A 24,293-nucleotide genomic window follows, 5' to 3' on the forward strand; every position below is an offset into this window, starting at 1 on the left:
AAACCACAGCGGCTGGGGTCCGCGGCACCCCGAAGTTACACTTTTGTAATTTCAAAAAAACCTTGTGGGGCGGGGAATTGCTTCCTCTTCCATGAGGTTTTGATTCAAATCCGTCCCCCGAACCTAGGACTTTCCCGGATGCCATCCATCCGGTGGTAGTAAAGACTGATTGCGAGGCGGACATCGCAGCCGCCGGTGTCGTTGGGGCGGCTCCACGGTCCCTGGACGCACGCATACATCAACCGTCGGCCGGGCGCCGGGTGGAGGCAGACCAAGGTGCGCCATGGACCGACCGATCGCGTCGATCGCCGGATCGCGCGTATCCACAATGCAGCTTTGGGGCCGGCCCACCATGGACAACATCTCCATCCAGCAGCACATCGATCTCCATCGCCTTGCGCGCGACCACGCCCTGATTGCCGTATCGGAGGCCATGCGCGACCTTCTCGACGAGACCCGAGCCTATGCCGATGCCCGCGCCAGCGTGCTGATCACGGGAGAAACCGGTGTCGGCAAGGAATGCGTCGCGCGGCTGCTGCATGAGAGCGCACCCTGGGCGCGCGGCCCCTTCGTCGCGGTCAACTGCGGTGCCGTCCCGGAAGGACTGTTCGAGGCGCATTTCTTCGGCCACGCGAAAGGGGCGTTCACGGGGGCAGCCAGCGCCCACAAGGGATACTTCGAACAGGCCGACGGCGGCACGCTGTTCCTGGACGAGATCGGCGACCTGCCGCTCTACCAGCAGGTGAAGCTGCTGCGCGTGCTGGAGCACAAGGTCGTGACGCGTCTGGGCGCAGGCATCGATACCCCCGTCGATTTTCGGTTGGTGGCCGCGACAAACCAGGACTTGCGCGCACGAGTGATGCAGGGCGCTTTCCGTCAGGATCTGTACTATCGCCTGGCCGTCATCGAACTGCGCGTGCCCAATCTCGAAGAGCGCGGGCCGGCCGAGAAAATCGCCCTTTTCAAGGCATTCATCGACCGCGAACTGCCGGGCCAGGGCAGCCTGGTCCCAGGCTGGCTGGATGATGCGGTGGCGCGTGGCCGTTATCCGGGCAACGTGCGGGAATTGTCGAATCTGGCCGAACGTGTCGCGATCCTGCGGCGCCGGATGGGCGGCTGGGACCGGATACGCATCGAGAAAGTATTCGCCGGCCGCCATTCGCCGAACCCGGCGAACCAGCAAGCTCCCGTGGCCCCCTGGCTGACGCCGGCCAGGCGGGAGGAACGCGAGCGGGTGCTGGCGGCGTTGCGCGCCAATGGCTGGCACCGCCAGGACACGGCGGCCGCGCTGGGGATCAGCCGCAAGGTATTGTGGGAGAAAATGCGCAAATTCGAGTTGAACGGTGCCGATGAAACAGCCATCGGTCCGGCGGAAACGCTGTAGCATTGCGGATTGTGCGTTTGCACCTCCCTTCTATGAAAGTATTCGACCTTCAATGCGACGATCAGGGCCACCTATTCGAGGGCTGGTTCGCATCGCATGAAAACTACGACGAGCAGCAGGCGCGCGGCCTGGTTTCCTGTCCCATGTGCGGCACGAACAAGGTGTCCAAGCGCCTGTCCGCGCCGCGTCTGAACGTCTCCCACTTGAAAGCCCCCCAGACAGCGCCGCAGGCGCCGGGCGCGGAATCCGGGAATCCGCCCATGGACATGGCGCGGCTGCAGGCGACCCTGCTGAAGCAGGTGCGCGACATGGTCCGCAAGGCGGAAAACGTCGGTCCGCGCTTCGCCGAGGAGGCCCGCCGCATCCATGATGGCGAGGCCGACGAACGTCCGATCCGTGGCACCTCGACGCCGGAGGAGCGCCAGGCGCTGGCCGAGGACGGCATCGATTTCATGGCCTTGCCCGATATCTTCGACGACGACCGGCTGCAGTAGGCGGCCGGCGCGGCGGCTCAGGACCCGGCGGTCACATCCGGCGGCAACATGTTTTCGTCCGGCAGCGCGCCTGGTTTGGGCACGAGCGGGATGGCACTGCCCTGGTCCGCCGGCAAGAGGTCGTAGCGGGCGGCCACGGCCTGGCGCCCTCCCTTTTCGTGCAGGTGCAGGATATTCACGATGTGATCCGTCTCGCGCGGCCCTGGCGCGAGGCGATAGTGGCCATCGCGGGCCGGCCGTATACGCCAATGCCCACCCATCCTGTCGACGTCGCCCGCAAAGCGGGCACCCGGCACGCCCAGCCTGCGGAATCCGCCGCCCTCCCAGTAGCCGATGGCGATACCGTCATGCAGGGCGCGCTGCGACAGGCATCGCGCGGCCGCCTGTTCGGCGGCACGTTCCGCCTCGTCGGCGGCAACGGCGCCTGCGGCACCGTCCGGCGATGGCGCCGCGTCCGGTTGCGCTTCCCGGTTCTCCCGTCCCCACGGCGTGAGGGAACCGTCCTTGTTGTAGGCGCGATAGATCGTCGCGTAGTCGTAGCCGAACAGGTCGCAGAAGAGCGTGCGCGACATTTTGCCGACCGACCGTCCCAACAGCCCGTTCGCCAGGTTGAAATCCTCGGCTGTTAGCTCGGTCTTGCGTACGAGGGGCGGCAATTGGGCCGCCTGGCGGTCGCCCGGGGTCAGCAACGAGCCAAGGTGGACCCGATGGCCCAGGTCCGTGAAATTGCCGTCGGGCTTGACGAAGCTGCGCAGCTCGCGTTCCGAGACCTGGAATTTTCCGGCGCAGGCGCGCACGTTCTGGTATTCGTCGTAGGCCAGCAGCTGGCTGGCCCCGCGTATGGTATCGACGGTGACGGCCCGTCGTGGCGACGTATGGTTCGCGGCGGCAAGGCTGGCGCGCCCGGACTTGGCGGGGGAGCGGGCTTCCTGCGCGGCGGCCGCGGAGCCGCGCGGTTTGGCGAGGCAGGTCGTCCCGGGGGCGATGGTGGTTCGCTTGGATGGGATGGCGGCCTGGAACGTGGCACCCGCCCGCTTGCGGGCCTGGGCCCGGGGTACGGCGCTGCTGCCCAACTGGAACGGCGCCGTGGGGGATTGCTGCGTGTCGATCCGCGTCGGGATGACAGGATGGAATGCGCGGATGGGAAACATGGGGCCAACCTCTCTGAAGACTCGTTTTTCGGCGGAATCGCGTCGCCGCCCGCCAGCCGGCCGCGGGCAGGCGGCGCCACCTGGGTAGACTGGCGAAAGCGGGCGGTTCCGCCGGGCGAGTCCGACGCATGCCTGGGCGCAAAAGAAAAGGCCCTCCTTGCGGAGGGCCCTGCGGCAACCGGACTGCCCGGCATGCCGTGCGATAGCGGCTGTGTCAGCCGTTCACGCGGCTGCGGTATTCGCCGGTGCGGGTGTCGATTTCGATCTTGTCGCCGATCGCGCAGAACAACGGCACATTGATGTCGTAGCCGGTATTGATCTTGGCCGGCTTGAGCACCTTGCCCGACGTGTCGCCGCGCACGGCCGGTTCGGTATAGGTGATTTCGCGAACCACGCTGGTCGGCAGTTCGACCGAGATGGCGCGGCCGTCGTAGAACACGACTTCAACCGGCATGCCTTCTTCGAGGTAGTTGAGCGCGTCGCCCATGCTTTCGGCTTCGATCTCGTACTGGTTGTATTCCTCGTCCATGAAGACGTACATCGGGTCGCCGAAGTAGGAATAGGTGCATTCCTTGCGATCCAGCACGACCACGTCGAACTTTTCGTCGGCCTTATAGACCGACTCGCTGCCGGCGGCGGTCAGCAGGTTCTTGAACTTCAGCTTGACCACGGCCGCATTGCGGCCCGACTTGTTGTATTCGGCCTTCTGGACCACGAGCGGATCCTTGCCGACCATGACCACGTTGCCGACTCGCAATTCCTGAGCGGTTTTCATCGATTAAAACTCCGGGGAGATTCCTGGTTCTGCCCGGTCCGGCCACGGCGTCGGAACGGGAACAATACGCTTGCGCGGCTGCCCTGACTCTTGCCCCAAGCCGCGTGGCAGCCACGTCGCCATGGCTGAAAATGGAGCTGCCGGGAAGATCCTGCTTCGCCGCCACTGCCCAAAAGGCCGCTTCAAAGGGGGCGGCTTTCAAGGGCCTGCAAAACCCACAATTCTAGCATTTTTGGCGCAGATCTGCGCAAAATCGGATCAGCCGGGTGGCCAGATCGGGCAAGGAAGAGAGCGTGTCGTCCCAGGTCCGCGCGGTGTCCCCCCAGGCGCTCCAGCAGGGCTCGGCCATGGCATCGCGCCATGCCTGGGCCAGGACCGCGGGTGCCGCGCCGGTATTCCAGGCATGGAAGAGCGTCCGGGCAGGGAGGGGAGGACGGTAGCGATCCAGCCAGGCGTCCAGCTTGTGGAGGTGGACGTCGTCGGCCTGGGGATAGATGTGCCAAAGCAGGGGACGGCGGGCCCAGCCGGCACGCACCACGGAATCCTCGCCGCGCACGAAATTCAGGTCCGCGCACCACAGCACGCGGTCATAGTCGTCCTGCGGCAGGAAAGGGATGCGCGCGATATGGGGCGCCGTGCCCCTCCCGGCCACGGTTTCCAGCCGGGGCGCCACGCCTTCCGGCACCAGCAGCACGGAGGGCGTGGGATCGGCCCGCAGGCCTTCGACCAGCCCCTCCAAGGGGGCATCCGGATAGCAGAACAGGCTGGCCAGGCGCAAGGACCGGTGCCCCGCGTGGCGCTCCGTCGGGGCCAGCCAGCGGGCCACCAGGGGTGCCGGCACGCCGAGCTCGCGCAGGAATGTCCGCTGCGCCTGGGGCGACGCCTGGAAGGCATCGCGCCGCCCCGCCAGGTCCGGTTCGCGCAGCAATCCCCCCGTGGCGGGTGTGAAGCCGGGGAAGAAGAAGTACTTCATCAGGCCGTCCGGCTGGGGCGAGGGCAGCCCGTGATGCGACTCGACCCAGGCCTCGGCGCTCAGGTATTCCAGGTTGATCCAGATGGGCGGGCGCTGCCGCATCGCCACGCGGAAGGCCTCGGGCGGGTCGCAGGCGAAGGCTTCGATCACCACGTCGCCCGGCGGTAGCGCGGGCGGTTGGGCGGACCATGCGACGACGGTAATACCGGCGATGTCCTGGATCGGCCTGCCAACTTCGCAGCGCGGTTCCATCCTGGCAAACGCCGCGAGGTCGTCGATCCAGAGGCGGACCCGCCATCCGGCGGCCCGGTGCAACTGCCGCGCCAAACGCCAGCACACGCCGACGTCGCCGTAGTTGTCGACGCGCCTGCAGAAGATATCGGCATGCATTTCCGATATCGGCATGCGTTGCCCCTAGGGCCTGTGATGCCCGGAAAACGCCCGGTGCGGCCCGGGTGCGGGGTGGCCGGCCAATGCCTTCGTAAGCGTGTCCATGCGAAGCTCCTGTGGCGCGGGCCGGCGCTTAGTGGAAGCGGGCCGGTGCCGATTCGGCGTCTTCGGGGAGCTCGGCGTGGACCATTTCCCCCAACGGGTTGGGGAAATACGGGGTGCCGCAATCCTCGCAGTATTCCGCCGGCAGCACGCCGGGAATGCGGCGAACCTCGGTTACGCCCAGCTCCTTGAGCAAGGCGGCGATCTGTTCCACGGGATCGGGCTTGTCGTCCTCGCCGCCGGCTTCGTCTTCGCGGCCATATAGCGGCCACACGCAGCCGTAGATGACGTCGTTGCTGTTGCGCGCGGTGAAGGAGACACGGTATTCGTCGATGCGGCCTTCGCCGCAGCCCGCCACCACCGCGCGCAGGCGTGCCGGTTCGAGATTCACGGCGCCTTCCAGCCAGGTGACCGCGGCGCGCAGCGCCAGCGGACGCACACGGCGGTCGGCTTCGCGGTTGCTGATGTAGTAGGCGTCGGGCAACAGGCATTCGAAGCTGCAGCCGGGCAGCAGGCTGGCCAGCGTGGGTTGGGCTTGCTCCACCCACCGCGCCAGGCACGCTTCGCGCGAGGCGTCGGCATCCCCGGGGCTTTCCTGCCAGCGAAAGATCGCCGCGCCGCGCGGCACGGCGACCGCGCCGACCAGATAACGCGTATCGGCCAGCATATTGGCCGTTTCCGCTTCTTCCTCGATCGCCGGCTTCATGGTTTCCGCGCCCAGCGCCTGGGAGCCCAGGCGTTGCAGCCAGTGCCAGGTTTCGGAAAACGTGCGGGGCATCTGGTCGATGCTGACCAGATGCGGCATCATCGACAGGCGCACATCCTTGGCCAGCACGTGTCCATGCAGTTGCGCCATCAGCGCCTGCAAGGCGGCGGGCGAGACGGGACCCGTGGGGATGGTATAGCGCGTCCAGGCCACCATGGGCGCGACGATCAGCAGCACGTCGTAGCTGACGCCGTTCTTGTCGATGACGGTCGATTCGGTCAGCGTTTCGGCCTGTTCGATCAGCACCTCGTAGGCGCCCGGATGGGTCTGGGACAGATGATCCAGCGCCGATTCCAGCGGCGCGTCGTTGCGGGCGCGCAGCAGTTTCGGTATGGCGGCGCGCAGCTGCTCTTCCCAGAACAGGTCTTCCACGCGGCTGCCTGAGCTGTCCAGCGCAAGCGCCAGGGTGGCCAGGCGCGAGGCGTCGCGAGTCAGACGTGAGGATGTATGGCTGCGGGTGCGGGGCATGGCGATGAATGACTGGGCCGAGGAAGGGGAACCATATAGTGTACTGCTACGGCCGGGCGCGAGTCTGTCTGCGGCAAGGCAACATGACGGCGTTACGATAAAGCAACCTCTTTACAGGAGCCGCCGATGCGCTGGCCCGTTCTCTTCGTTTCCCACGGGTCGCCCATGCTGGCGCTCGATCCCGGCCGCGCGGGCGCGGCCCTGGCCGGCTGGTCGCGGGGGCGCGAACGCCCCACGGCCATTCTCGCCATTTCGCCGCACTGGTATCGGCAGGGGGTGGCGGTTGCCACGCGCGCGCGGCAGCAGGCATGGCACGATTTCGGCGGCTTTCCGGATGAGCTGTATCGGCTGGACTATGGGCCTCCCGGTTCGCCGGGGATGGCGGCCAAGGTCCGGTCGCTGTTGGCCGACAGCGGTATCGCGGTCGATGCTGACCCGGAGCGCCCGCTGGATCATGGCGTGTGGGTGCCGCTGCGTTACCTATATCCGGATGCCGATATTCCGGTCGTCGCGCTGGCACTGGATGCGACGCGCGATGCGGCGGGCCACTATCTGCTGGGCCAGGCGCTCAAGCCCCTGCGCGACGAAGGCGTGCTGATCCTGGCATCAGGCTCCCTGACCCATAACCTGCGCCATGTACAACGCCGGCATGACGCGCCCGCGCTGCCCTACGTACGCCCTTTCCAGCAGTGGTTTGCCGACCGCCTGGCCGCCGGCGATACGCCGGCCCTGCTGGATTGGCATGCGCGCGCGCCGGAGGCCGGACAGGCGCATCCGCACGACGACCATCTCATGCCCCTGTTCGTCGGATGGGGGGCCGGGGAGGGCGCCGCCATGCGCCTGGTGGATGAAGTCGCCTATGGCGCCCTGGCCATGGACGCTTACCAGTTCGGCTAAGCCCGGCCGGTCCCCGCAGGCCTTGGGGCCGATCCGCGCGGCGCCGGTCGGCTGTCGAAAGCGCGCAAACGCAGGCGGGAGTGCGGGTTGGACCCTCGGTCTTGATGCGTTGCGCCGGGCTCCACCCGCCAGCTCCGGCATGTCATCGTACATCTGTGGTCTGCCGCTCGTGGCGTGGGCGGCAAAGGCACGGAGGCCTGGCGCCCGGGCAGCCCCTCATGTCCCCGGATATTGCATTTGACGTCGACCTGAATTCTCGGCAGAATCTGCCGAAACTCATATGATGTCCTATAACAGCAATAGACCGAGGAGACAAGTCCATGCCCCTATCCCGACGCTCGTTCCTGACCGCCGCCGGCGCGGCCGCGCTGTACGGCACCGCGCCGGTTGTCCGCGCGCAGCAGAATTGGCCCGAACGCAACGTCCGCCTCCTGGTGCCCTATCCCGCGGGAGGCTCCTCCGACATCATCGCGCGCGCGATCAGCCAGCCTCTGTCCGAAACCCTCAAGCAGACCGTCATCGTCGATAACCGCCCGGGCGCCAATGGCAACCTGGGGGCCGCCATCGTGGCGCAGTCGGGCGAAGACCGGCATACCTTGCTGCTGTGCGACGTCGGCGCGCTGATGATCAGCCCGTCGGTCTACACCAAGCTCAGCTTCGATCCCAACAAGGATCTGCGCGGCGTCAGCATGCTGGCCTATTCGCCGCATATCCTGGCGGTGCACCCGTCGGTGCCCGTGAATACCTTGCCCGAACTCGTGGCCCTGTCCAAGCGCGAACGCCTGAACTTCGCCGTAACGGCCATGGGCAGCGCGCCGCACGTCGCCGGCGTGGCGGTGGAACAGGCCACCCATGCCGAATGGCAATATGTGCCCTACAAGGGCGGTTCCCAGGCCATCACGGACACCATCGGCGGGCAGACCCAGATCATCATGAACGGCATGCTCGCCACACTGCCGCATGTGCAGAGCGGCAAGCTGAAGGCAATCGCCGTGTCCAGCCGCAACCGTATGCCGCAGTTGCCGAATGTCGCCACCATCGCGGAACAGGGCGTGCCCGGCTTCGAGTCGGGTACCTGGCAAGGACTGGTGGCGCCGGCGTCCATGTCGCCGGAAGTCCTGGGCAGGCTCAGCAAGGACCTGGCCGGCATCCTGAACGCGCCGGCATTGAAGGCCAAGCTGGCGGAGCAGGGCGCCGACGTCGTGACCATGACCCCCGCCGAAATGGACAAATGGCTGGCGGCAGAACGGCAGCGTTGGGCGGTCGTGGTGCAGAAGGCCGATATCCGGCTGGATTGAACGCGGGCGGCATGGCCTGATTGGCGCCGGCTGCATGGCCCGATCGAGGCGCCATAAAAAAAGACCGGGCCGCTCAGGCCCGGTCCTGTGTTGCTCCCGCCACCGCCGTACCGGCCGGCGGCGGGGCTGGCCCGCCTTCAGGCGGCCAGCAATTGGCGCAATACGAAGGGCAGGATGCCGCCGTGCTGGTAGTAATCGACCTCGATCGGCGTGTCGATGCGCAACAGCACCTGCACCGCCTGCGTCGAGCCGTCCTTGCGATGGATCGTCAGCGTTACATCCTGCTGGGGCTTGATGCCGTTTTCCAGGCCCGACACGTCGAACGTTTCCTCGCCCGTGATGTTCAGCGACTGGGCGCTGTCATCGCCCTTGAACTGCAGGGGCAGCACGCCCATGCCGACCAGGTTGCTGCGGTGGATCCGCTCGAAGCTGCGAGCCACCACGGCTTTCACGCCCAGCAGCTGGGTGCCCTTGGCTGCCCAGTCGCGTGAGGATCCCGTGCCGTATTCCTCGCCGCCGAAGACCACCGTGGGCACGCCGGCATCGATGTACTTCATGGCCGCGTCGTAGATGGGCATCTGTTCGCCGGACGGCTGGTACAGGGTTTCGCCGCCTTCGAAGCGGCTGCCATCCGCGCGCGGCGGGATCATCAAATTCTTGATGCGCACATTGGCGAAAGTGCCGCGCATCATGATTTCGTGATTGCCGCGGCGTGAGCCATAGCTGTTGAAGTCCGCCTTCATCACGCCGTGTTCCTTCAGCCACTTGCCGGCGGGCGAGCTCTCCTTGATCGAACCTGCCGGCGAAATATGGTCGGTTGTCACCGAGTCGCCGAAGATGCCGAGGGCACGCGCCCCCTTGACCGTCGGCATGGCCGCGGGCTTCATCGCGAAGTCCTTGAAGAAAGGCGGTTCCGCGATGTAGGTGGACGTGGGCCAGTTGTAGACTTCGCCGCTGACGCCCTTGATGTTTTCCCACAGCTTGCCGGGATTGGCGCGTACGTCGCTGTAGTTCTCGCGGAACGCGGTGGGGTTCAGCGCGAACTTCAACAGGTCCCGCACTTCCTCGGTGGACGGCCAGATGTCGCCCAGCCAGACGTCGCCGTTCTTGCCCTTGCCGACCGGTTCGGTCATCAGGTCGCGCAGCATCGTACCTGTCAGCGCATAGGCCACGACAAGCGGCGGCGATGCCAGGAAGTTGGCCTTGATATTCGGATGGATGCGAGCCTCGAAGTTGCGGTTGCCCGACAGCACCGCGGCGCATACCAGGTCGTTGGCGTTGATCGCTTCGTTCAGGTCGGCCGCCAAATCGCCGGCGTTGCCGATGCAGGTCGTGCAACCGTAGGCGGCGACGTTGAAACCGAGCTTTTCCAGGTAGGGCAACAGGCCGGTCTTGGTAAGGTATTCCGTCACCACGCGCGATCCCGGTGCCAGCGAGGTCTTGATGTGCGACGGTATCTTCAGGCCGGCTTCGACCGCCTTCTTGGCCAGCAGCCCGGCCGCCAGCATGACGCTGGGATTGGACGTGTTGGTGCACGACGTAATGGCGGCGATCAGGATGTCGCCGTTCTTGACCTTGGTGCCGGCGCTGGTGGTGAACACCTGGTCCAGCTTTTCCGCCGGCTGGTTGAAGCCGTTTTCGGCGACCGGCTTGGAGAAGAGCGAGACGAACGTGTTTTTCACATTGCCGATCTCGATACGGTCCTGCGGGCGCTTGGGGCCGGCCAGCGAGGGGGCCACGGTGCCGAGATCCAGCGTCAGAAGCTTGCTGTAGGTGATGTCCTTGGCCTTGGGCACGCCGAACATCTTCTGGGCCTTGAAGTAGGCTTCGAAGGCGGCGATTTCCTGCTCCGTGCGGCCGGTACCCTTGAAGTACTCGATGGTGCGTTCGTCGACCGGGAAGAAGCCCATGGTCGCGCCGTATTCGGGCGCCATGTTGCCGATGGTGGCGCGGTCGGTCACCGACAGGCTGGCCGTGCCTTCGCCGCAGAACTCGACGAACTTGCCGACCACTTTCTCGCGGCGCAGCATTTCGGTGATGGTCAGCACCAGATCGGTGGCGGTGACGCCGCCGCGCAACTGGCCTTTCAGTTCGACGCCGACCACATCGGGAGTCAGGAAATACACCGGCTGGCCCAGCATGCCGGCTTCCGCTTCGATGCCGCCCACGCCCCAGCCCACCACGCCGATGCCATTGATCATGGTCGTGTGGCTGTCCGTACCGACCAGCGAGTCCGGGTAGTACACGTTATTGGCCTTGTCCAGGTGCACGCCGCGCGCCAGGTACTCCAGATTGACCTGGTGGACGATGCCGAAGCCCGGCGGCACGACGCGGAAGGTATCGAATGCCTCCATGCCCCATTTCATGAACTGGTAGCGCTCCTGGTTGCGCTTGAATTCCAGCTTCATGTTCAGGTCCAGGGCCTCTTTGGTACCGAAGTAGTCGATCATGACGGAGTGGTCGACCACCAGGTCCACCGGCACCAGCGGTTCGATGCGCTTCGGGTCCGCACCCATCGCCTGGGCCACCGAGCGCATGGCGCCGATGTCGGCCAGCAGCGGGACACCCGTGAAGTCCTGCAGCACTACGCGCGCCACGACGAAGGGGATTTCCTCTTCGCGCCGGGCATTGGGTTTCCAGTTCGCCAACTGCCTGACGTGCTCTTCGGTTACTTTCTGGCCGTCACAATTGCGCAGCACCGACTCCAGGACGATACGCAGCGACATGGGCAGTCGCTGCACGTCCACGCCCAGCGCCTTGCCCAACGCCGGCAGCGAGTAGTACTGACAGGTCTGGTTGCCGATCTTGAATGTCTTGAGGGTGTCGAACACGTTGTGCGGCATGATGAACTCCAGTGTGGTGGACCGCGAAAAAGCAGCCATTTTCATGCGTTTCCCCGCGCTTGTCATGTACGGCGGCGGGGCGAGTGAATCCGTATGTCTTATATCTTATGTCTTATATAAGACATTGCCAACCTGAAAAAGTTGCGGCCGTTTCTGCAAGGGGCGTGCCGCATGCTCTTCCAGGCAGATCGATAGCATAGCCAAAACCCGGGGCGGATCGTGAAACATGTGCCCGCACCGGCACACTGTTTCAAGCCTTGCCGTCGCGCCACAGCCGAATAAGCGTCTGCGGCGCGCCCGCTTCGGGAACGCTGAAGCGCAGGGGCGGCTCGTCGCCATCGCGCCGGATCTCGATGGTGAAATAACGCTGGTCGCCGGCGCCGCACTGGTCGTCGGCCATGGCCGCCGCCTGCACAAGCACTTCCCATAGCCGACCGCGTTCATCCTGCGGGCATTCGCGCGGAGAAATCATCCGCGGCCGGGCCAGCGCCGGGATGGCCGCCACGCCACCCTGGCGCCGGACCTGCACGGTCGCCACCGTATCCCAGGGCGGCAGGGGCTTCATGGCAGTACACCCACGTCATGCCACGCCTGCCGGACGGCTGCTTGTGCGCCAGCGTCCACGGCGTGCTTCAGCGTCAGCGAGGCGAAAGCGGCGAAATTCGCGTCCCGCGCCAGGGTAGGGTCGCAGAGGGCGTCGTACCAGATGCGTCCGGCCTGTTCCCAGGCGTGGCCGCCCAATGCGCTGGCGGCCAGGTAGAAGGCCCGATTGGGTATCCCTGAATTCAAATGGACGCCGCCGTTGTCTTCCTCGGTGTGGATGAAGTCGCGCATATGGGCCGGCTGCGGATCGCGGCCGAGCAAAGGGTCGTCATAGGCCGTGCCCGGCGCGCGCATGGACCGCAGACCCCTTGCGCGAACGGCCTCGGTGAACAGGCCCGCCCCGATCAGCCAATCCGCCTGGTCGACGGAATGTCCCAGTCGATACTGTTTCACCAATACGCCAAAAACATCGGAGATGGACTCGTTCAGGGCACCCGCCTGGTCCCGGTAGACCAGGGCGGCCTCGTGGTCGATCACGCCATGCGATAGCTCGTGCCCGACGACGTCCATGGCGATGGTGAAACGGTTGAAGACTTCGCCGTCACCGTCGCCGAATACCATCTGCGCGCCGTTCCAGAACGCGTTGTCGTAGTGCTGGCCGTAGTGCACCGTGCCGACCAGCGCCATGCCCTTGCCATCGATGGAGTCGCGGCCATAAACCTCGGCGAACAGCGCGTGCGTCGCGCCCAGGTAATCGTAGGCTTCGTCGGTGGCGGGGTCGCCGGTGGCGGCCTGGCCTTCGGCGCGCACCGGCCTGCCGGGCAATGCGGTGCCGCCCTCGGCCGTGTGGACACGGCGTGCCGCACCGTCGGCCGGTCGTGCCGCCGGTGTGCGGGCGAGCGCCTGCGCGGCGCCGCGCAGCGAACCATCGTCGCCGATCAAGGTCAGCGTGGTCGTCGCGCATGCCCGGACATGAGGGCTGCCCTGCCGGGCAAGCCGGTTCAGCAGGTAAGGAGGCACGACGGCGTGCCGGGACATGCGAAAGCGGGGTGGGCGCATGGGGAGGTCCTCACGAACCTTCCCAGCATAATGCGCCACGTCGCGCGGGGCGAGCCTCGTTGCGCGCTGTTTCGCTCAGGCGGCCTTGCGTCGCCGCAGCAGGGCCTGGAATTCGCCGACGATGCCGCGACGGAACGCCATCACGCAGATCACGAAGATCAGGCCGATGACGATGGTCACCGATTCCCCCAATTGGCGGAACCAATCGATACCGGTCGCGCTGGTCAGCGCCTGTCCGAGATCGCCCACCTTGTTTTCCAAAAGGACGACGATCAGGGCGCCCAGGACAGGGCCGAGGAAGGTGCCCATGCCGCCGATCAGGGTCATCAGGATGACCAGGCCCGACATTTGCCAGGTCGCGTCCGATAGCGTGGCCGACACGAACACCAAAGTCTTGGCCGAGCCGGCCAGGCCCGCGATCGCCGCCGACAGCACGAAGGCGAGCAGCTTGAAGCGTTCGACGTCGTATCCCAGCGAAATCGCGCGCGGCTCGTTCTCGCGCAGCGCCTTGAGCACTTGTCCGAAAGGCGAGTTGACGGTGCGCCAGACGATGGCGAAGCCGATCACGAACAGCGCCAGGACCAGGTAGTACAGGGTCAGGTCGCTGCTAAGGTCTATCATGCCGAACAGGCGTCCGCGCGGCACCTGTTGCAAGCCGTCCTCGCCGCCGGTGAAGCGGGCCTGCAGGAAGAAAAAATAGACCATCTGGGCCATGGCCAGCGTAATCATGGCGAAATAGATGCCGCTGCGGCGGATGGCCAGGCCCCCCACCACCAGGCCCAGCAGCGCTGCCACGCCCACGCCGAAGATCAGGCCGACCTCTGGCGTGACGCCCCAGGCCTTCAGGGCATAACCGGTGGCGTAGGCGGCGCTGCCCAGGAAGGCCGCGTGGCCGAACGACAGCAGGCCGGTAAAGCCCAGCAGCAGATTGAAGGCGCAGGCGAACAGCGCATAGCACATGACCTTCATGGCGAAGATCGGGTACACGCCCAGGAATGGCAGCAGCGCGGCCGCGACGGCAAGGACCACATAGCCCGCAATGTGTCGATTCATTTTTCCTTCCCGAACAGCCCCGCGGGACGCAGCAGCAGCACGATGGCCATGATGACGAAGACGACCGTGTTGGACGCCTCGGGCCAGAATACCTTGGTCAGGCCCTCGATCACCCCCAGCCCCAGGCCTGTGAGGATCGCGCCCATGATGGAGCCCATGCCGCCGATCACCACGACGGCGAATACCACGATGATCAGGTTGGACCCCATCAGGGGCGAGACCTGGAGCACCGGCGCGGCCAGCACGCCGGCAAACGCGGCCAGGGCGACGCCGAAACCGTAGGTCAGCATGATCATGCGCGGCACGTTCACGCCGAAGGCCTCCACCAGCTTGGGGTTCTCGGTGGCGGCGCGCAGCAGCGCGCCCAGCGGCGTGCGCTCGATGACGAACCAGGTGCCGAAGCAGACGATCAGCGAGGCCACCACGACCCAGCCGCGGTAGTTCGGCAGGATCATGAAGCCCAGGTTGGTGGCGCCGCGCAGCACGTCCGGCGTCGGGAAGGGCTGGCCGGACACGCCGTAGAAGCTGCGGAACAGCCCCTCGATCAGCAGCGTCAGGCCGAAGGTCAGCAGCAGGCCGTAGAGATGGTCCAGCCGGTAGAGGTGACGCAGCAGCAGGCGTTCGATGACGATGCCGAACAGGCCCACCACCAGGGGCGACACAATCAGCATGACCCAGTAATTCAGGCCCAGATAGGCCACGCCCATCCAGGCGACGAAGGCGCCCATCATGTACAGGGCGCCATGGGCGAAGTTGATGACGTTGAGCAGGCCGAATATCACCGCCAGGCCGAGTGACAGCATGGCGTAGAAGGAACCGTTCACCAGGCCCAGCAGCAATTGCCCGAACAGGGCCTGCATGGGGATGCCGAAAACATTCATGGTTTTTTGGAAGTCCTGCGCCGGTTATGCATGGGCGAGCGAAGGCAGGCGCGCGCGGCGCCTGCCTTGCCGGCCGGCGCCGCGCGCGATGCCCGGCTTATTTCTTGACCAGCTTGCAGGTCGATTCGGACAGCTTGGTATATACCTGGTCCCCGGGCAGCGTGGCCACCACCTTGTAGTAGTCCCAGGGGCCCTTGGATTCCTTGGGTGTCTTGACCTGCATCAGGTACATGTCGTGGACCATGCGGCCATCCTCGCGGACATAGCCGCCCTGGGCGAACATGTCGTTGACCTTGTTCGACTTCATCCACTTCATGACCGTATCGGCGTCATCGGTGCCGGTGGCCTTGACGGCGTTCAGGTAGAACGAGACCGAGGAATAGTCTCCCGCCTGCAGCATGGAAGGCTTGCGGCCGACCTTGGCTTCGAACTTCTTGCTCCAGGCACGCGACGCGTCGTTCTGGTCCCAGTACCATCCGTCCGTCAGGTACATGCCCTGGGTGGCCTGCAGGCCCAGCGAATGGATGTCGTTGATGAACACCAGCAGGCCGGCCAGCTTCATCGTTTGCGTGATGCCGAACTCGTTCGCCGCCTTGACCGAATTGATCGTGTCGCCGCCCGCGTTGGCCAGCCCCAGGATCTGCGCCTTGGACGCCTGAGCCTGCAGCAGGAAGGACGAGAAGTCCGAAGCGCCCAGCGGCGCGCGCACCTGGCCCTTGACTTCGCCGCCGGCGGCTTTCACCACGTTCGCGGTGTCGCGTTCCAGCGCGTGGCCGAACGCGTAGTCGGCCGTCAGGAAGAACCAGCTCTTGCCGCCGTCCTTCACGACCGCCGAGCCCGTGCCGCGCGCCAGCGCCACGGTGTCGTAGGCGTAGTGCACGGTATAGGGCGTGCATTGGGCGTTGGTCAGGTCCGATGCGCCGGCCCCGATCGCGATGAAGGGCTTTTTCTTTTCCGCGGCCACGGCGGCCATGGCCAGGCTGGTGGCGGAATTCGTCCCGCCGATCAGTACGTCCACGTGTTGCTGGTCGAACCATTCGCGCGCGCGCGAAGACGCCACGTCGGCCTTGTTCTGGTGATCGGCGTACAGCAGCTCGATCTTCTTGCCGTTGATGTTGCCGCCGGCATCTTCGATCGCCATGCGGATGGCTTCCACGCCGGCCTTGCCGTCGATGTCGGAATACACGCCCGACATATCGGTGATGAAGCCGATGCGGATCACATCGTTCGAGATGCCTTGCGCCTGGATGGCAGGCGCCACGGCGATGCCCAGGCCGGCAAGCGCCAATGCGGCGGTAAGGGAACGCAGCTTCATTTTGACTCCTCTCCCTCTTGTAGGGGGTTGCCGGTTATCCGGCGGGTGGCAGATTCAAACGCCCAACAGGTCGTTGAGCGCTTCCTGTTTTTCTTGCAATTGTGATGCATCGAAGTGTTCGACGATCTGGCCATGTTCCATGACGTAGAAGCGGTCGGCCAGAGGCGCGGCGAAGTGGAAGTTCTGCTCCACCATCACGATGGTGTAGCCGCGTTGTTTCAGCGCCGTGATCATGCGCCCCAGCGCCTGCACGATAACCGGGGCGAGGCCTTCGGATATCTCGTCCAAAAGGAGCAGGCTGGCGCCGGTGCGCAGAATGCGCGCGACGGCCAGCATTTGCTGTTCGCCGCCGGACAGCCGGGTGCCGGGCGACTGGCGCCGCTCGTGCAGGTTGGGGAACATGTCGTAGATCTCGGCCAGCGACATGCCGCCGCCCAGCGCGCCGCCGATCGCCGGCGGCAGCAGCAGGTTCTCTTCGCACGACAGGCTGGCGAAGATGCCGCGTTCTTCGGGGCAGTAGCCAACGCCGAGATGGGCGATGCGAAATGTCGGCAGGCCGATGGATTCGGTGCCGTTGATCCGTACCGAGCCGCGGCGATGACCCGTCAGGCCCAGGATGGCGCGCAGCGTGGTGGTGCGGCCGGCGCCGTTGCGTCCCAGCAGCGTGACGACTTCGCCCTGGCCGATGCACATATTCACCCCGTGAAGAATATGCGATTCGCCGTACCAGGCGTGCAGATCGGATATTTCCAGTGCCGGCGCTGTCATGCATGCGCTCCTTGCAATTCACCCGCGGTGGTCCCCATGTACGCCTGCATGACGTCCGGATTGCGTGATACTTCGGCATAGCTGCCCTCCGCCAGGACGGCGCCACGCGCCAGGACGGTAATGCGGTCGGCTATGGACGAGACCACGTTCATATTGTGTTCGACCATCAAAACGGTGCGGCCGGCGCTTACCCGCTTGATCAGCCGGGTGACGCGGTCGACGTCTTCATGTCCCATGCCCTGGGTGGGTTCATCCAGCAGCATCAGTTCCGGCTCCATGGCCAGCGTCGTCGCGATCTCCAGCGCGCGCTTGCGGCCATAGGGCAGGTTCACGGTCATTTCATCCGCGAAATCTCCCAGGTCGACTTCGTCCAGCAGCGCGCGCGCGGCGGGGTTCAACGCGTCCAGCCCCTTTTCGCTGCGCCAGAAATGATAGGACAGCCCCGTCTTGCGCTGCAGTCCGATACGGACGTTTTCCAGCACCGTCAGGTGCGGGAACACGGCGGAAATCTGGAACGAGCGGATGATGCCGCGCCGGGCGATCTGGGCCGGCTTATCGCGTGTGATGTCCGCCCCGTTGAACAGGATGCGTCCGGCGCTGGGCGCCAGGAATTTCGTCAACAGATTGAAGCAGGTGGTTTTGCCCGCTCCATTGGGCCCGATCAGCGCATGGATATGTCCGCGCCTGACGCGCAGGTCGACCCCCTTTACCGCGACAAAGCCGCGGAATTCCTTGGTCAATCCCTGGGTCTCCAGAATGGTGTCTTCCATACTCCACCATTGTTCATTGTGCGTAATTGTTGCGGCGAGTATGCGGACGGCGAACGCAAAATACTATGCGGGTTTTACATAGGTTTTTTCTAAGGAATACGGGGACTTGACAGCCGTGTGACGAGCGTCGGCATCATGCCGGCTTTGCCGGCGTTTTATGCCGGTATTCGCACAGGTCCGCGATACCGCACTGCGGGCATTTCGGGGTGCGGGCTACGCAGACATAGCGGCCGTGCAGGATAAGCCAGTGATGCGCGTCCTGCAGGTATTCCTTGGGGACGAGGCGGACCAGCTTCAATTCGACTTCCAGGACGTTTTTCCCCGGTGCCAGCCCGGTACGGTTGGCGACGCGGAAAATGTGCGTGTCCACCGCCATCGTGGCCTCGCCGAAGGCGGTGTTCAGCACCACGTTGGCGGTCTTGCGGCCGACGCCGGGCAGGGCTTCGAGCGCTTCGCGGCTGCGCGGCACTTCGCCGCCATGCTGCTCCAGGATAAGGCGCGCGGTGGCGACGGCGTTCTTCGCCTTGGTGCGGTACAGGCCGATGGTTTTGATGTATTCGGCCAGTCCGGCTTCGCCCAGGTCGACAAGCCCTTGCGGGGTGCCGTGGTGGGGGAAAAACTTGCGCGTGGCGATGTTCACCGATTTGTCGGTCGCCTGCGCGGACAGCAGCACGGCAATCAACAGCTGGAATGGCGTCGCGTACTCGAGTTCGGTGGTCGGCGTTGGATTGGCGGCTTGCAGTCGGGCAAAGATTTCCCGGCGTTTCGCGGCGTTCATCGGTGCGCTATTTCCTTCTGGTGTGGTCGTCGGCGTCCGGCGTGGCGCCCTGGCTTCTTCATGCCTTGTGCCGGCGCTGTCACGAAGCCGGCCGGCCGCGGCGCGCGCGGGCGCGCGCCAGGGCGTTTTCGATGGCCGCGCGTTTGCGGATGTCCGCGTTCTCGGACGGGGCATCGGCAGCCGGCCCGGCTGCATGCCTGGCGGACGCCGCCAAAGGGGCGGCGGCGCGCCGCGCTCCGGCACCCGCGCCGGCGTCGGCGTCGGCGATCTCGCGCAGCCGCCGGGCGCGGCGCTCATGCCTATCGCGTGCCCGGCGGGCGTCGTCAGCGGTCCAATCCCGGCTTGCCGGGATCATCGCGATGCAGTCGACCGGACAGGGCGCGACGCACAGATCGCAGCCGGTGCACAGGTCGTCCAGCACGGTATGCATGAGCTTGGCGGCGCCCACGATGGCGTCCACCGGGCAGGCATCGATGCATAGCGTGCAGCCGATGCAATGTGCTTCGTCGATCACTGCCACCATGAGCGGACCCGGGCTTCCGCGCGACAGGTCCAGCGCGGGAGGCGGCCTGTCCAGCAGGGAAGCCAATGCCCGCACGCCGTCCTCGCCGCCGGGCGGGCAGCGGTTGATATCGGCTTCACCGCTGGCAATGGCGCTGGCGTACGGACGGCAGCCGTCGTAACCGCATTTGGTGCATTGGGTCTGGGGCAGCAGGCCGTCGATGCGGTCGGCAAGAGTCGGAGTGGACATAAAAAAAACCGGGGCCACGCGGCCCCGTTTCGGAATGATGGGCAGCCGGTGCCGCCGTGGTGCCTTCAGGCGTATTGGCGTATGAACTCGGCGATTTTAGGACAGATGATTTCGCGCCAGCGGCGTCCGGAGAAAATCCCGTAATGGCCGCAATTCTGTGCCGTGTAGTGCGTCTTGCGATCGGCGGGAATGCCGCTGCACAGGTCCAGCGCCGCGCGCGTCTGGCCCAGGCCCGAAATATCGTCCAGCTCGCCTTCGACGGTCATCAGGGCGACGTGCTTGATATCCGCGGGCTTGACCCGTTGGCCGTCCACTTCCCAGGTGCCCTTGGGCAGCTGGTATTCCTGGAACACCATCTTGATCGTGTCCAGGTAGAACTCGGCCGCCATGTCCAGGACGGCGTTGTATTCGTCATAGAAGCGGCGGTGCGCTTCCGCGTCGCTGTCGTCGCCCCGGACCAGGTCCTGGTAGAAATCGTAGTGCGATTTCAGGTGGCGGTCCGGATTCATGGCGACGAAACCCGCATGTTGCAGGAAGCCCGGGTAGACCGGCCGGTTCACGCCGGGATAACGGCCCGGTACGCGATGGATCAGCTGGTTTTCAAACCACGAGTAGGGCTTGGTGGTCGCAAGATTGTTGACCTGCGTGGGGCTCTTGCGCGGGTCGATGGGGCCGCCCATCATGACCATCGTGCGCGGCTGGCACGGGTCGTTGCTGGACGCCATCAGGGAAATCGCGGCCAGTACCGGCACGGTCGGCTGGCACACCGAAATCACATGGGTATCCGCGCCCAGGAAGCGCAGGAAGTCCTGCACGTAGCGCACATAATCGTTCAGGTGGAAGGGGCCTTCCGACAGCGGCACCATGCGTGCGTCGACCCAATCGGTAACGTACACATCGTGGCGCGGCAGCAGTGCGCGTACGGTATCGCGCAGCAGGGTGGCGTGGTGGCCCGACAGCGGTGCGACCAGCAACACCTGGGGATCCTTGCGCCGGGCCTGTCCCTGGCGTTCGAAATGGATCAGGCGGCAGAAGGGTTTGTCCACCGCGATTTTCTCGACTACCTTGACCTTCTTGCCGTCGATGTCGGTGGTGGGGAGCCCCCATTCCGGCTTCTCATATTCCTTGCCGATGCGATGCATCAGTTCGTAGCCGGCGGCGAGCTGACGGGAAACCGGGGTGTATGCCCAGGGACTATAAGGATTGGAGAATAGCTGCGAGCCGACGTCCGTGAAGGCGGCCAGGGGCGTCAAGAAGGCGCGCTGCAGCTCATGTAGTTGATACAGCATCGAATATTCCTTTCCAGACCCGGAGCCATCGGCCCCGCGTCGCCTGGAACTGTCCAGATGCACCGTTGGACCGGTCCGTGGCGACTTCGTGCGGCTTATTTTACGCACTGCAACAGAGCTGACGATATTTAGGACGGTTTCCGGGGCTCTGCGGGCCCGGTTGTGTTGCCAAAACGGGAAATTTCAGGTTTTTGTCAGTTTGCCGTCCGCGGTTCGTTGGGACGCGACCGCGGCCCCGCTGGCGTCGATACACGGCAAATCCCATGCCCGGCCTGTTGCGAGGCGTTGCGGTACGGATTTCCGTCCCACGGTTGCCGGTTGTCGCGCCGTGTCCTTGCAAGGGGCGCGCCGATGCGGCACACCCGGGGGAACACGCGTCACCAGTAGTTTTCGACCGCCAGGTTGCCCGGCACGCCGCGGCGGCCCGGCGCGAAGCCCTTTTCCCCGAGCAGTTTGCGCGCATCCGCCAGCATGGCCGGATTGCCGCACAGCATTACTCGCGCATGGGCCGGATCCAGCGTTTCACCCACCAGCGTTTCCAGGCGGCCGTCTTCGATCAGCGTGGTCAGCCGCGCCTGCGGCATGCCGGGAAGCGCCTCGCGCGAGGCGATAGGCACGTAGATGAGCTTGCGCGGATCCGCGCGATGGATGCCGGCGAATTCGGGCAGGGTGGACCAGCCTTCGATTTCCCGGCGATAGGCCAGTTCCTGGGCATTACGCACGCCATGGACGACGATGATGCGGCGAAAGGTCGTCCATGTGGCGGGATCGCGCAGGATGGAGAGGTAGGCGGACAGCCCGGTGCCGGTGGCAAGCAGCCACAGGTCGCTGTGCGCGCCGGCCTGCCCGGCCGGCGTGGCGAAGCGGTCTATCGTCAGGAAGCCGTAGGGGTTTTTCTCGATATAGAGCGCGTCCCCGGCTTTCAGCGCGGCCAGCCGGGGGCTGAAGGCACCCTCGGGTACGACGATGGAGTAGAACTCCAGTTCATTGTCCAGCGGCCCGGACACCATCGAGTACGCGCGCCACAGCGTGGGCTCCGCGCCGGGGGTATCGCTTTCCGGCAGGCCGACCCGCGCGAATTGCCCCGCCTTGAAGATGAAGGCCGGATCCCGCGTCACGCGCAGGGAGAACAGCTTGCCCGGCACCCAGTTGCGAACCTCGGTGACGGTCTGGCGCGTGTACTTGGTTTCGGTCATGGGCGGATCGGTGTCCCAATGCTGCGCCGGCGGGCCGGCTTGCCAGGCCCCGGAAGAAGGCGTTTGTACCGCGCCGGCCCGTGGCCGGCCTGATTGCTTATTTTTCCAGGTATTGGAGCTTGTCGGGTTTGCCGTTCCATTCGTCAGCGTCGGGCAGCGGTTTCTTGGCCCGGCTGATGCTGGCGAACTCGGGCGACAGTTCGGCGTTCAGCGCGATGAATTTCATCTGGTCCTGCGGGACGTCTTCTTCGGCATAGATGGCATTCGCCGGGCATTCCGGGATGCAGACCGCGCAGTCGATGCATTCATCCGGATCGATGACCAGGAAGTTCGGTCCTTCGCGGAAGCAATCAACGGGGCACACGTCGACGCAATCGGTGTACTTGCACTTGATACAGTTTTCGGTGACGACGTGAGTCATGCGGCAACTCCCGGTGGGGCGCTTTTATTCTGGGTGAAAAAAGGGATTCTACCCAATTGCGCGTGCCGCCTCCCGCTATAACCCTGAACCGCGTAATGTCGCGGCGCGCCGGCGGCCTGCCGGCACGGCCGTTGAGTAACCAGGAAGGTGGGTGCCATAAAGCGGACAAGCCGGCGCGGCCCCGCCATCGCCGAGCGACATACTATGGTTGAATACGGTTTTTCCCGCCGGGCCTGCCCGGGACCGGTGCCGCGGGCGATCGCCGCGTATGGCAATCCGGCGTTCCCAGGCCAGCGCACACGAAAGCGACCAAGCGAATCATGATAATCACCTCGCTATTAGATACGGACCTGTACAAGTTCAGCATGATGCAGGTGGTCCTGCATCATTTTCCGGCCGCGCAGGTGGAGTATCGCTACAAGTGCCGCACGCCCGGCGTGAACCTGCGGCCGTACATGGACGAGATCCGGGCCGAAATCCACCACCTGTGCCAGCTGCATTTCACCGACGACGAGCTGGACTATCTGCGCGGGCTGCGCTTCATCAAAAGCGATTTTGTCGATTTCCTCGGCTTGTTCCACCTGCCCGAGCGCTGCATCGTCGTGGCCGAAGGCGAACATCCCGGCGAAATCTCGATCGAGGTCAAGGGCCCCTGGCTGCATACCATCCTGTTCGAGATCCCCGTCCTGGCCATCGTCAACGAAGTCTATTTCCGCAATACCCGGGCGCATCCGGACCTGGCGGAAGGCCGGTCGCGCCTGCAATCCAAGATGGGCCTGGTGGTCAACGCGCCGGACATGGCGGATTTCCGCGTGGCCGAATATGGCACGCGCCGGCGCTTTTCGAAGGTCTGGCACGACGAGGTCGTGGCGACGATGAAGGCCACCATGGGCAGGATGTTCGCCGGCACCAGCAACGTGGCGCTGGCCCGGAAGTACGACGTCCTGCCGCTGGGCACCATGGGCCACGAATACCTGCAGGCTTGCCAGGCACTGGGGCCGCGCCTGCGCGATTCGCAGGTATTCGCCCTGGAGGTCTGGGCCAAGGAATACCGTGGCGATCTTGGCATCGCGCTGTCCGATGTCTACGGCACCGATGCGTTCCTGCGGGACTTCGATATGTATTTCTGCAAGCTGTTCGATGGCGCGCGCCACGACTCGGGGGATCCCTTCCTGTGGGGCGAGCGCATGATCGGACACTACCAGGCCAATCGCGTCGACCCGCGCACCAAGACCCTGGTCTTTTCCGATGCGCTGACATTCCCGCGGGCAATAGAGCTGGCGCGGCGCTTCGCCGGGCGCTGCCGGGTGTCGTTCGGCATCGGAACCAACCTGACCAACGATTTGGGGCATCAGCCCTTGCAGATCGTCATGAAGATGGTCCGCTGCAACGGCCAGCCGGTGGCCAAGGTGTCCGACTCGCCGGAAAAGACCATGTGCGACGATCCCGCCTACCTGGCCTACCTGCGCCAGGTGTTCCAATTGCCTCCCATACCCGCCGAAAGCGCGGTAACCATTTCCAACCCCGAACCGAAAGGAAACCCATGAGCTCCATCAAGCGCGTCAACGTCGAAAAGCGTCTTTCCGACATGGCCATCTATAACGGTGTCGCCTATCTCGCCGGCCAGGTGCCCGATGATGCCTCGCTGGACATCACCGGCCAGACCCAGCAGGTCCTCGCGACCATCGACCGCCTGCTGGCCGAAGCCGGCACCGACAAGACAAAAATCCTGATGGCGCAGATCTTCGTCGCCAACATGAAGGAATTCGACGGCATGAACAAGGCGTGGGACGCCTGGGTGCCGGCCGGCAACGCGCCCCCCCGGGCGACGGTCGAGGCCCGCCTGGCCAACCCGGACTACAAGGTCGAAATCGTCGTCACCGCCGCGGTAGGCTGATCGCGGTTGCGCCATGCCGGCGGGGACCCGT

General features: G+C 65.1%; 22 protein-coding genes and 1 pseudogene. 6 read left to right on the forward strand and 17 right to left on the reverse strand.

What is annotated here, in order from left to right; genetic code table 11:
* Positions 1-409: 409 nt before the first annotated feature.
* Positions 410-1,384 (forward strand): annotated as a pseudogene (locus CAL28_RS08860) (sigma 54-interacting transcriptional regulator); the annotation flags it as partial.
* Between the two features lie 32 nt (positions 1,385-1,416).
* The gene (locus tag CAL28_RS08865) at positions 1,417-1,878 is read left to right on the forward strand and encodes a DUF1178 family protein (RefSeq protein WP_094841056.1); all 462 of its coding nucleotides are present in this window, start codon (positions 1,417-1,419) and stop codon (positions 1,876-1,878) included.
* 17 nt (positions 1,879-1,895) lie between these two features.
* On the opposite strand, the gene CAL28_RS08870 is transcribed toward CAL28_RS08865, so the two are convergent.
* The 4 genes from CAL28_RS08870 to CAL28_RS08885 all read right to left on the reverse strand — a co-directional run bounded on the left by CAL28_RS08870 (position 1,896) and on the right by CAL28_RS08885 (position 6,503).
* Positions 1,896-3,029: a hypothetical protein gene (locus CAL28_RS08870; RefSeq protein ID WP_094841057.1), complete on the reverse strand. Its 1,134-nt coding sequence runs from the start codon at positions 3,027-3,029 to the stop codon at positions 1,896-1,898.
* A 214-nt stretch (positions 3,030-3,243) separates the two neighbouring features.
* A complete protein-coding gene (gene efp, locus CAL28_RS08875) occupies positions 3,244-3,804 on the reverse strand; it encodes an elongation factor P (protein WP_094841058.1) in 561 nt (186 codons plus the stop codon).
* 223 nt (positions 3,805-4,027) lie between these two features.
* Positions 4,028-5,167 (reverse strand): elongation factor P maturation arginine rhamnosyltransferase EarP, encoded by a 1,140-nt coding sequence (gene earP / locus CAL28_RS08880; RefSeq protein WP_094844503.1) that lies wholly within the window; start codon positions 5,165-5,167, stop codon positions 4,028-4,030.
* Positions 5,168-5,300: 133 nt separating this feature from the next.
* Complete coding sequence (locus CAL28_RS08885; RefSeq protein WP_094841059.1) at positions 5,301-6,503, reverse strand: DUF2863 family protein; 1,203 nt, start codon at positions 6,501-6,503, stop codon at positions 5,301-5,303.
* 126 nt (positions 6,504-6,629) lie between these two features.
* Here CAL28_RS08885 and CAL28_RS08890 point away from each other — a divergent pair, with 126 nt between their 5' ends.
* Together CAL28_RS08890 and CAL28_RS08895 are read left to right on the forward strand one after the other, a co-directional pair.
* Positions 6,630-7,400: a DODA-type extradiol aromatic ring-opening family dioxygenase gene (locus CAL28_RS08890; protein ID WP_094841060.1), complete on the forward strand. Its 771-nt coding sequence runs from the start codon at positions 6,630-6,632 to the stop codon at positions 7,398-7,400.
* A gap of 320 nt (positions 7,401-7,720) precedes the next feature.
* Positions 7,721-8,698: a Bug family tripartite tricarboxylate transporter substrate binding protein gene (locus CAL28_RS08895; RefSeq protein ID WP_094841061.1), complete on the forward strand. Its 978-nt coding sequence runs from the start codon at positions 7,721-7,723 to the stop codon at positions 8,696-8,698.
* A gap of 137 nt (positions 8,699-8,835) precedes the next feature.
* On the opposite strand, the gene acnA is transcribed toward CAL28_RS08895, so the two are convergent.
* The 13 genes from acnA to fdxA form a co-directional block, all read right to left on the reverse strand.
* On the reverse strand, positions 8,836-11,541 hold the full coding sequence (gene acnA / locus CAL28_RS08900; protein ID WP_094844504.1) for an aconitate hydratase AcnA: 2,706 nt from the start codon (positions 11,539-11,541) through the stop codon (positions 8,836-8,838).
* Positions 11,542-11,791: 250 nt separating this feature from the next.
* Positions 11,792-12,106 (reverse strand): protealysin inhibitor emfourin, encoded by a 315-nt coding sequence (locus CAL28_RS08905; RefSeq protein ID WP_094841062.1) that lies wholly within the window; start codon positions 12,104-12,106, stop codon positions 11,792-11,794.
* Entirely contained in the window at positions 12,103-13,143 is a 1,041-nt protein-coding gene (locus CAL28_RS08910; RefSeq protein ID WP_094841063.1) for a M4 family metallopeptidase, read from the reverse strand. Before CAL28_RS08910 ends, CAL28_RS08905 begins: the two co-directional genes overlap by 4 nt.
* 75 nt (positions 13,144-13,218) lie before the next feature.
* Entirely contained in the window at positions 13,219-14,196 is a 978-nt protein-coding gene (locus CAL28_RS08915) for a branched-chain amino acid ABC transporter permease (protein WP_094841064.1), read from the reverse strand.
* A complete protein-coding gene (locus CAL28_RS08920) occupies positions 14,193-15,077 on the reverse strand; it encodes a branched-chain amino acid ABC transporter permease (protein WP_094841065.1) in 885 nt (294 codons plus the stop codon). Before CAL28_RS08920 ends, CAL28_RS08915 begins: the two co-directional genes overlap by 4 nt.
* Before the next feature lie 97 nt (positions 15,078-15,174).
* Positions 15,175-16,392 carry an ABC transporter substrate-binding protein gene (locus CAL28_RS08925; protein ID WP_094841066.1) on the reverse strand — a complete coding sequence of 406 codons (1,218 nt, stop codon included), beginning with the start codon at positions 16,390-16,392 and terminating at the stop codon, positions 15,175-15,177.
* 54 nt (positions 16,393-16,446) lie between these two features.
* The gene (locus CAL28_RS08930; protein ID WP_094841067.1) at positions 16,447-17,160 is read right to left on the reverse strand and encodes an ABC transporter ATP-binding protein; all 714 of its coding nucleotides are present in this window, start codon (positions 17,158-17,160) and stop codon (positions 16,447-16,449) included.
* A complete protein-coding gene (locus CAL28_RS08935; protein ID WP_094841068.1) occupies positions 17,157-17,930 on the reverse strand; it encodes an ABC transporter ATP-binding protein in 774 nt (257 codons plus the stop codon). Before CAL28_RS08935 ends, CAL28_RS08930 begins: the two co-directional genes overlap by 4 nt.
* Before the next feature lie 133 nt (positions 17,931-18,063).
* A complete protein-coding gene (gene nth / locus CAL28_RS08940) occupies positions 18,064-18,708 on the reverse strand; it encodes an endonuclease III (RefSeq protein WP_094841069.1) in 645 nt (214 codons plus the stop codon).
* Positions 18,709-18,787: 79 nt separating this feature from the next.
* Positions 18,788-19,459, reverse strand: coding sequence for an electron transport complex subunit RsxB (gene rsxB / locus CAL28_RS08945; protein WP_094841070.1), 672 nt, complete (start codon positions 19,457-19,459; stop codon positions 18,788-18,790).
* A gap of 65 nt (positions 19,460-19,524) precedes the next feature.
* Positions 19,525-20,748 (reverse strand): polyhydroxyalkanoate depolymerase, encoded by a 1,224-nt coding sequence (locus CAL28_RS08950; RefSeq protein ID WP_094841071.1) that lies wholly within the window; start codon positions 20,746-20,748, stop codon positions 19,525-19,527.
* A 377-nt stretch (positions 20,749-21,125) separates the two neighbouring features.
* Positions 21,126-21,944, reverse strand: coding sequence for a ferredoxin--NADP reductase (locus CAL28_RS08955; protein ID WP_094841072.1), 819 nt, complete (start codon positions 21,942-21,944; stop codon positions 21,126-21,128).
* A gap of 97 nt (positions 21,945-22,041) precedes the next feature.
* Positions 22,042-22,365, reverse strand: a complete 324-nt coding sequence (fdxA, locus tag CAL28_RS08960; protein WP_066660569.1) for a ferredoxin FdxA — start codon at positions 22,363-22,365, stop codon at positions 22,042-22,044.
* Between the two features lie 320 nt (positions 22,366-22,685).
* On the opposite strand from fdxA, the gene pncB reads away from it, so the two are divergent.
* Positions 22,686-23,912 (forward strand): nicotinate phosphoribosyltransferase, encoded by a 1,227-nt coding sequence (gene pncB, locus CAL28_RS08965; protein ID WP_094841073.1) that lies wholly within the window; start codon positions 22,686-22,688, stop codon positions 23,910-23,912.
* Positions 23,909-24,262, forward strand: coding sequence for a RidA family protein (locus CAL28_RS08970; protein WP_094841074.1), 354 nt, complete (start codon positions 23,909-23,911; stop codon positions 24,260-24,262). The genes pncB and CAL28_RS08970 overlap by 4 nt, the downstream gene beginning before the upstream one ends.
* Positions 24,263-24,293 lie beyond the last annotated feature (31 nt).

Origin of the sequence: Bordetella genomosp. 11 (assembly GCF_002261215.1) — a bacterium.
In the GTDB taxonomy this organism is placed as follows: Bacteria; Pseudomonadota; Gammaproteobacteria; order Burkholderiales; family Burkholderiaceae_B; genus Bordetella_C.

What these genes read in the sequence shown, in the direction of transcription:
- CAL28_RS08865 (WP_094841056.1), top strand. Translation starts at nt 1,417, where the DNA reads ATGAAAGTATTCGACCTTCAATGCGACGATCAGGGCCACCTATTCGAG.
- CAL28_RS08870 (WP_094841057.1), bottom strand. Translation starts at nt 3,029, where the DNA reads ATGTTTCCCATCCGCGCATTCCATCCTGTCATCCCGACGCGGATCGAC.
- efp (WP_094841058.1), bottom strand. Translation starts at nt 3,804, where the DNA reads ATGAAAACCGCTCAGGAATTGCGAGTCGGCAACGTGGTCATGGTCGGC.
- earP (WP_094844503.1), bottom strand. Translation starts at nt 5,167, where the DNA reads ATGCATGCCGATATCTTCTGCAGGCGCGTCGACAACTACGGCGACGTC.
- CAL28_RS08885 (WP_094841059.1), bottom strand. Translation starts at nt 6,503, where the DNA reads ATGCCCCGCACCCGCAGCCATACATCCTCACGTCTGACTCGCGACGCC.
- CAL28_RS08890 (WP_094841060.1), top strand. Translation starts at nt 6,630, where the DNA reads ATGCGCTGGCCCGTTCTCTTCGTTTCCCACGGGTCGCCCATGCTGGCG.
- CAL28_RS08895 (WP_094841061.1), top strand. Translation starts at nt 7,721, where the DNA reads ATGCCCCTATCCCGACGCTCGTTCCTGACCGCCGCCGGCGCGGCCGCG.
- acnA (WP_094844504.1), bottom strand. Translation starts at nt 11,541, where the DNA reads ATGCCGCACAACGTGTTCGACACCCTCAAGACATTCAAGATCGGCAAC.
- CAL28_RS08905 (WP_094841062.1), bottom strand. Translation starts at nt 12,106, where the DNA reads ATGAAGCCCCTGCCGCCCTGGGATACGGTGGCGACCGTGCAGGTCCGG.
- CAL28_RS08910 (WP_094841063.1), bottom strand. Translation starts at nt 13,143, where the DNA reads ATGCGCCCACCCCGCTTTCGCATGTCCCGGCACGCCGTCGTGCCTCCT.
- CAL28_RS08915 (WP_094841064.1), bottom strand. Translation starts at nt 14,196, where the DNA reads ATGAATCGACACATTGCGGGCTATGTGGTCCTTGCCGTCGCGGCCGCG.
- CAL28_RS08920 (WP_094841065.1), bottom strand. Translation starts at nt 15,077, where the DNA reads ATGAATGTTTTCGGCATCCCCATGCAGGCCCTGTTCGGGCAATTGCTG.
- CAL28_RS08925 (WP_094841066.1), bottom strand. Translation starts at nt 16,392, where the DNA reads ATGAAGCTGCGTTCCCTTACCGCCGCATTGGCGCTTGCCGGCCTGGGC.
- CAL28_RS08930 (WP_094841067.1), bottom strand. Translation starts at nt 17,160, where the DNA reads ATGACAGCGCCGGCACTGGAAATATCCGATCTGCACGCCTGGTACGGC.
- CAL28_RS08935 (WP_094841068.1), bottom strand. Translation starts at nt 17,930, where the DNA reads ATGGAAGACACCATTCTGGAGACCCAGGGATTGACCAAGGAATTCCGC.
- nth (WP_094841069.1), bottom strand. Translation starts at nt 18,708, where the DNA reads ATGAACGCCGCGAAACGCCGGGAAATCTTTGCCCGACTGCAAGCCGCC.
- rsxB (WP_094841070.1), bottom strand. Translation starts at nt 19,459, where the DNA reads ATGTCCACTCCGACTCTTGCCGACCGCATCGACGGCCTGCTGCCCCAG.
- CAL28_RS08950 (WP_094841071.1), bottom strand. Translation starts at nt 20,748, where the DNA reads ATGCTGTATCAACTACATGAGCTGCAGCGCGCCTTCTTGACGCCCCTG.
- CAL28_RS08955 (WP_094841072.1), bottom strand. Translation starts at nt 21,944, where the DNA reads ATGACCGAAACCAAGTACACGCGCCAGACCGTCACCGAGGTTCGCAAC.
- fdxA (WP_066660569.1), bottom strand. Translation starts at nt 22,365, where the DNA reads ATGACTCACGTCGTCACCGAAAACTGTATCAAGTGCAAGTACACCGAT.
- pncB (WP_094841073.1), top strand. Translation starts at nt 22,686, where the DNA reads ATGATAATCACCTCGCTATTAGATACGGACCTGTACAAGTTCAGCATG.
- CAL28_RS08970 (WP_094841074.1), top strand. Translation starts at nt 23,909, where the DNA reads ATGAGCTCCATCAAGCGCGTCAACGTCGAAAAGCGTCTTTCCGACATG.